We start from the raw sequence: 6,363 nt of genomic DNA, 5'->3' as shown, positions 1-6,363 counted from the left end.
CGGCCCGCCGCACGGCACGGCACGGCGCACGGCACGGCCCGCCGCACGGCACGGCCGGCCGCACGCGCACGACCCGCCGCACGGCACGGCCCGCCGCACGCGCACGACCCGCCGCGCCGCTCGCCGCCGCCTCCGCTCGCCGCCCGTCGCCGATCTTGCAGTTGTGGCCCCGACAAAGCCCGACATAGTCGGATAAAGGTGAGGCCACAACTGCAAGATCGCGGGGATTGGGCGGGCGGAGAGCGGGCGGCGAGCGGAGGCGGCGGGGCGGGCGGGCGGGGAGCGGCGGGCGGGGAGCGGCGCGGCGGGGGTGCTAGCGGCGGCGCATGACCAGCCATGCGATGCCCGCGCTGACTGCCAGAGCGAGCACCGCGTAGGCGATGGGTGTGCTGCCGGTGGCGTCCAGCGCGACAGCGGCGACCACGCCGCCCACCCCGGGGATCGCCGGCTTGGCCCACCAGGGCAGGCGCCGCCCGAACCGGGTGTCGAGCGGGTAGCCGAGCACCCCGAGCGTCAGCGAGGTGATGGCGAAGAGCGTGGCCCGGCTCGGGTCCCAGTCGACGCCGAAGGCGACCGCCAGCCACAGCAGCGTCGGCACCAGCCACAGCAGGTCGGTGGCCACGAACACCTGGCGGGCCCGCGCCGGCCGGCCGTACGCGCGTCCCGACGCGGCCGGTGCCGGACGCCCACTGGCCGCGCGGTTCTGCGACACGCCCTGCGCGTTGCCCGGAGCATCCGACGGCCAGGACGGGCCGCCGCTGGTGGGGCTGCTGTGACCGCCGGACCGGTTCGGCGAGCCGTACCGGTCGCCCGGCTGCGTGGGCGGACGGCTCGTCGGCGGACGGCTCGTCGGCGGACGGTTCGTCGACGGGCGGTTCGACGAGGGACGGTTCGTCGGCGGGCGGCTCGACGGCGTGCTGCTCTCCGGCTGACCGCCGGGTGAGCGGTGGTCGAACGGCGCGTCGGGCCAGACCATGGAGTGCTGCTGCGGCACGTCGAGCACGGGCGGCGGCCCGAACGGATCGTCGGAGGGCCGGCCGCCGGAGCGCGCGGGATCGGACCCGCGCAGCGGCGACTGACCGGGTGGGCCACTCAGTGGAGGTACCGGCGGGTCGGCGGGTGGCGTGTACGACGAGGCCGACGGCCACAGCAGCCCCGGCACACCCGGCGCCGGCCCCGCCGGGCCGCCACCGACACCCACGGGCGGCCCGCTCACCGGCGGCCCGCTCACCGGCGAGCCACCCATCGGCGGCCCACTCACCGGCGGCCCACCCATCGGCGGCCCGCTCACCGGCGGCCCACCCATCGGCGGCCCACTCACCGGCGAGCCACCCATCGGCGGCGCGCCCGCGTAACCCTGCCCACCGGAGCCGCGCACCCCGCCCCCGTGAACCGCGGCCAGCGCACCCTCCGCCACCACGATCTCGGGCTGCTCCAACGCCGTCGGCGCGACGCCCTGCCGCTGGTGCAGCAGCGTCGCCACCAGCGGGATCCGGCTGCCGCCGCCCACCAGGAACACCCCGGCCAGCTGGTCGGCCGGAACGCGGGACTGCCGGATCGCCTCGGTGGTGACCTCGACCGTGCGCAGCAGCAGCGGCTGCGCGCCGCGCTCGAACTCGGCCCGGGTGATCATCGTGTCGCCGTCGGTGAGGGGCATCGGGAACGTGGCCTTCTGCTGGCGCGACAGGGTCTCCTTGGCGTCGCGGGCGTCGTCCCAGAGCATGCGGTGGTGGCGGCGGTCGTCGGTGCCACGCGGGTTCGTGAGACGCTGCCACGCCGCCGGGTCCGCCTGGGCCAGCGGGCCCAGCGCATGCTGCACCACGACGGCGTCGAGGTCGAGACCGCCGACGTCGTCGAGGCCGTTGTAGCCCAGCGTCTCGAAGCCCTGGTTCCCCTTGCGGACCACGCTCACGTCGAACGTGCCCGCGCCGAGGTCGTAGACCACGACGGCCTGGCCGGCGCCGATGCGCACGTACGGCAGCGCGGCGAAGTAGGTGGCGGCGGCCACCGGCTCGGGGATCAGCGTCGGTGCCGGCAGTCCCGCCCGCACGCACGCGTCGGAGAGCACGGCGCGCCGGGTGGCGCCCCACGCGACCGGGTGGGTGAGCAGCACGCGGCCGGGCAGTCCACCGGTGAGCCGCTGCGCCTCGCCGCGCACCATGGCCAGCGTCGCCGCGATCAGCTGCCCGATCGGGTAGACCCGTTCGCCGAGCAGCACCTCCGACTCGTCGATGCGGCGCTTCGGGTTCGGCTCGTACCGTCCCGGGTCAAGGCGCGCCGCGCGCACGGCGTCGCGGCCGGCGCGGAGGCCGCCGTCGGGTGCGGCGAGCACGGCCGACGGGAGCAGGGGCGAGCCGTCGAACAGGAGTTGTCTGGTGCGACCGTCGGAGCCACGCACCAGCGCCACCGTGTTCGACGTTCCGTAATCGATGGCGAGGTCTCCGGTGGGCACGGCCGTGACGGTACCCCAGCCCTCCTAACGCGAGGACCGTCCGAGTCGGCTATCGCATAGAGGGAAGCTCCACCGGATCGCCGACCGCGATGACGCCCGGCGTGACCACCGACGCGTAGACGCCGCACGTCACGTCGTTCAGCTGCGCGACCCCGCGGAGCACCGCGGGGTCGCGCTCGCCCGTCTCGGGGTCGATGTTGATCACCATGCAGCGCTTGTCGCGTCGCTCCACGTGGACCCGCACCGCACCGACCCGCACCGTCGCGCCGACCCACGAGTCCTCCGCGAACGCGGTCCCGGAAAGGGTCTCCACGACGATGTTGGGACGGAACCGCAACGGATCGACGGCCGTGCCCACGTGCGCGCCGACGGCATCGGCGGTCTGCGCGCTGATCAGCGACACCGGCGCCGAGTCGAACGTGCCCCGGTCGAGCTTCTGCGCGAAGACCGGCCCGGCCGCCGCCTCGAGTTCGGCGGTGAGCGCGGGATCGTCGACCTCGTAGGTGGCACCCGTCGGGGTGTGCACGACCACAGGCGCGCCGAACACGGGCCGGTACCCGTACAGCCCCGCGTGCTGACGCAGGGTCAGCCACGGGAACCCGTTACGGGCCTGCCCCGCGCGCACGAACGCCCACCGGCGGTCACCCTCCAGGCCCTGCCAGGAGACCTCCACGGACCCGACCGGCTCGGCCGCCATGGCCTTGACCGGATACCTGTACAACGACGCCACCCTGCCCACGATCATGATCTGACCGTAATAGTCCTCAGCTGCGCCGGCCGACCGCCGATCAGGTACACGTAATCCGGACGGAAGGCGCCAGCGTGAAGTATCGACTCGTCACCCGCAGCGACTTCGACGGCCTGGTGTGCGCGGTGCTGCTGCGCCACCTCGACCTGGTCGACGACATCACGTTCGTGCACCCGAAGGACGTCCAGGACGGCGCGGTCGAGGTCAGCGACCGCGACATCCTCACGAACCTGCCCTACCTGCCCGGCGCGCACCTGGTCTTCGACCACCACCACTCGGAGACGCTGCGCACCGGTGGCACCGCGGGCAACCACATCATCGACCCCGACGCGCCGTCGGCCGCCCGCGTCATCTACGACCACTACGGTGGCGCGGCGCGCTTCCCCGACGTGTCCGAGGAGCTGATGGAGGCCGTCGACCGGGCCGACTCGGCCGGGTACACGATCGACGAGATCCTCCACCCCACCGGCTGGACGCTGCTGAACTTCCTCATGGACAGCCGCACCGGCCTGGGCCGCTTCCGCGACTTCCGCATCTCGAACTACGAGCTGATGATGGAGCTCATCGAGGCCTGCATGAACCACGAGGACGTCGACGACATCCTCGCCCTTCCCGACGTCGCCGAGCGGGCCGAACTGTTCCACGGCCACCGGAAGCTGTTCGAGCAGCAGCTGCGCCGGGTGAGCCGCGTGGTGCACGACGTGGTCGTGGTGGACCTGCGCGACGAGGAGACGATCTACGCGGGCAACCGCTTCCTCGTGTACGCGCTGTTCCCGGACGCCCGGGTGTCGATCCACGTCATGTGGGGCAGGCAGAAGGTCAATACGGTGCTCGCGGTCGGAAAGTCGATCCTGGACCGCTCGTCGCCGGCCGACATCGGGTCGGTGATGCTCCGGTACGGCGGCGGCGGACACGTCGCGGCCGGCACGTGCCAGGTCGCGCACGAGGACGCCGAGCGCGTGCTCACCGAGGTCATCGAGGCTGTCGGGCGGCCCAAGGTGCACGCCTGACGCCGCCTAACGCTTCGCCAGGAACTCGGTGAACATCGGGACGAATCCCGGCGCCAGCTGGTCGGACCGCGACCGGGTCGGGTCCGGCGGGCCGGTGAACAGTCCGTGGTCGGCTCCGGGGAACACCGCGAGGCCGTCGAGCCGGCGCAGGTGCGTCGCGAACGCGGCAACGCTCTCCGGGACCGGCACCAGCGGGTCCTCCGCACCGAACAGCGCCAGCACGGGGCAGGACACGTCGGGCATGTACTCGACCGGATCGAACGCGAGGATGCCGGCCAGGAACCGCATCGTGCGCGGGTCGTCGAAGTACCGCGTCGCGATCGTGAACCAGGGCCGGTCGGCGTACCGGGACTGGTAGGCGATCACGTCGGTGACCGGCTCGCCGCCGATGAGGCGCCGGGTGCGTTCGTCGACCCACGCGAGCGCCTCGGCCAGATCGGCCGCGCTCACGCGGTCACCCCGCAGTTCCCTCTCGATCCGGACGCGCTCCTGCTCGGCCGGACCTACCCCGGGCCCGGACAGCGTCACGACGAAGTCGACACTGCGATCGGCACCGCCCTCGACGGCCGCGCGCAGCGACACCCAGCCGCCCTGGCTGATGCCGAGCAGGCCGATGGGGCGGCCGGCGACCGCCGGGTGCCGGCGCAGCACGGACACCGCGGCGAGCGTCTCCGCGGCGCGGTCGTCGAGGGTCTGCGCGGTCCAGTCGCCGGGCGACCCGCCGCAGCCCGGCTTGTCGTGCACCAGCACCGCCGCGCCGCACGAGGCGAGCCAGGCCGGCCAGTCGCCGAAGTCGTCGAAGGCGCCGTCGCCCGAGCCGTCGACGACGACCAGGCCCGGGACGTTCGCGCCGCCCTCGGGGATCCAGATGCCGGCGCGCAGGTCGCCGACCGCGGTAGGGACTCTCGTGAGCTCGGGACCGGTCATGGCGTCTCCTTCTGTGGGGTGCCGGCGAGCATGATCCGCACGGGCCGCGCGCCGGCCGGCCGCGCCGCGGGGTCGGTGAGCCGTTCGATGTACGGGTCGAGCACCGCGCGCAGGCGAGCGGCGATCTCGGTGAGCTCTTCGGCGGTGACCGGCAGCGTGGCGCCACCGGCGAACGCGGCGGTGCGCCACTGCTGCGGCTCGTGCGCCGACCGGTCGACCCAGCGGAGCATCTTGTCGGCCTCGCGCTGCAGGAAGACGCGGTCGAGGTGCTCGTCGGCCGACCAGGACTGCTCGATGTCGGTGAGCCGCCACGGCCGCTCGCGCCGGTCGCCGCTGTCGGCCGCCTGCTCGACGAACCCGTACTTGGCGAGCTGGCGCAGGTGGAACGAGCACAGCGCCTGCGTACTGCCGAGGTGCCGGGCGCAGGTGGCCGCCGTGGCCGGCCCGAGCACGGTGAGGGCCTCGATGAGGTCGAGCCGGAGCGGATGGGCGAGGGCCCGCATCGCCCGGGGATCGGTCACGCGCATAAGCCAAAGCTATCTTTGGCATATCTAATTGTCAAAGCTATCTTTGGCATCCGCCGATTGGGACTTTTCGGACCCGGTGGGAACTCTCCGCCGCCGCCGGACGACTATGACCTCCATGCAGAGGTGGGTAACCGCGGCCGCGCTCGGGCTGCTGGCGATCATGGTTCTCCCGGCGACGCCGGCCGCGGCACACGCGAAGCTGACCGCGTCGAACCCGCAGGCCGGAAGCCTGGTCTCCGCGGCGCTACCGGCGATCACGCTGACGTTCAGCGGACCGGTGAAGCCCGAGCTGACCACGATCGTGGTGGCCGGTCCGGACGGGGTGAACCGGAGCACGGGTGCGCCCACGCTCGCCGACGTGACGATCACCCAGCCGGTGAACGCGCTGCCGCAGGGCCAGGTCAAGGTCACCTGGCGCACCGTCTCGGCCGACGGTCACCCCATCAACGGGACGTTCGACTTCACCAACGGCGCGGCCGCGTCGGCCCCGGACGCCTCGTCGACCCCGGCGGCCGCCACCCCGGCCGCTCCCACGGCGACCCCCACCGCGGCGGCCCCCGCCGAGCCGGCGGGCACGGCCACCGACCCGGCCAGCGACGACGAGGGCATGTCCCCGGTGGTGTGGATCGTCCTGGCGGTCCTGGTCCTGGGCGCGGCGGGGGCCGGAGCGCTCTGGCACCGCCGCCGCTCCGGGTGACT

The 6,363-nt window shown here is 73.7% G+C and carries 6 protein-coding genes; 2 read left to right on the top strand and 4 right to left on the bottom strand.

Annotation, left to right across the window (positions count from 1 at the left end; genetic code table 11):
* Positions 1-313: 313 nt before the first annotated feature.
* Positions 314-2,452, bottom strand: a complete 2,139-nt coding sequence (locus tag Voc01_RS33920) for an Hsp70 family protein (protein ID WP_203931728.1) — start codon at positions 2,450-2,452, stop codon at positions 314-316.
* A 49-nt stretch (positions 2,453-2,501) separates the two neighbouring features.
* Positions 2,502-3,197, bottom strand: a complete 696-nt coding sequence (locus tag Voc01_RS33915) for an MOSC domain-containing protein (RefSeq protein ID WP_203931727.1) — start codon at positions 3,195-3,197, stop codon at positions 2,502-2,504.
* A 77-nt stretch (positions 3,198-3,274) separates the two neighbouring features.
* On the opposite strand from Voc01_RS33915, the gene Voc01_RS33910 reads away from it, so the two are divergent.
* Positions 3,275-4,210: an exopolyphosphatase gene (locus Voc01_RS33910; RefSeq protein ID WP_203931726.1), complete on the top strand. Its 936-nt coding sequence runs from the start codon at positions 3,275-3,277 to the stop codon at positions 4,208-4,210.
* Between the two features lie 6 nt (positions 4,211-4,216).
* On the opposite strand, the gene Voc01_RS33905 is transcribed toward Voc01_RS33910, so the two are convergent.
* The gene (locus tag Voc01_RS33905; protein WP_203931725.1) at positions 4,217-5,137 is read right to left on the bottom strand and encodes an alpha/beta hydrolase family protein; all 921 of its coding nucleotides are present in this window, start codon (positions 5,135-5,137) and stop codon (positions 4,217-4,219) included.
* Positions 5,134-5,658, bottom strand: a complete 525-nt coding sequence (locus Voc01_RS33900; RefSeq protein WP_203931724.1) for an ArsR/SmtB family transcription factor — start codon at positions 5,656-5,658, stop codon at positions 5,134-5,136. Before Voc01_RS33900 ends, Voc01_RS33905 begins: the two co-directional genes overlap by 4 nt.
* A 121-nt stretch (positions 5,659-5,779) precedes the next feature.
* On the opposite strand from Voc01_RS33900, the gene Voc01_RS33895 reads away from it, so the two are divergent.
* Complete coding sequence (locus tag Voc01_RS33895; RefSeq protein ID WP_203931723.1) at positions 5,780-6,361, top strand: copper resistance CopC family protein; 582 nt, start codon at positions 5,780-5,782, stop codon at positions 6,359-6,361.
* The last annotated feature ends 2 nt before the right edge of the window (positions 6,362-6,363 follow it).

The sequence above is a fragment of the Virgisporangium ochraceum genome, assembly GCF_016863655.1.
GTDB classification, from domain to species: domain Bacteria; phylum Actinomycetota; class Actinomycetes; order Mycobacteriales; family Micromonosporaceae; genus Virgisporangium; species Virgisporangium ochraceum.
Note: the sequence above shows the minus strand (reverse complement) of the source record. Positions and strands in the feature narration are given on the sequence as shown.

Bases quoted from the DNA above. Each gene is read 5' to 3' on its own strand.
- Voc01_RS33895 (WP_203931723.1), top strand. From the start codon at position 5,780: ATGCAGAGGTGGGTAACCGCGGCCGCGCTCGGGCTGCTGGCGATCATG.
- Voc01_RS33905 (WP_203931725.1), bottom strand. From the start codon at position 5,137: ATGACCGGTCCCGAGCTCACGAGAGTCCCTACCGCGGTCGGCGACCTG.
- Voc01_RS33915 (WP_203931727.1), bottom strand. From the start codon at position 3,197: ATGATCGTGGGCAGGGTGGCGTCGTTGTACAGGTATCCGGTCAAGGCC.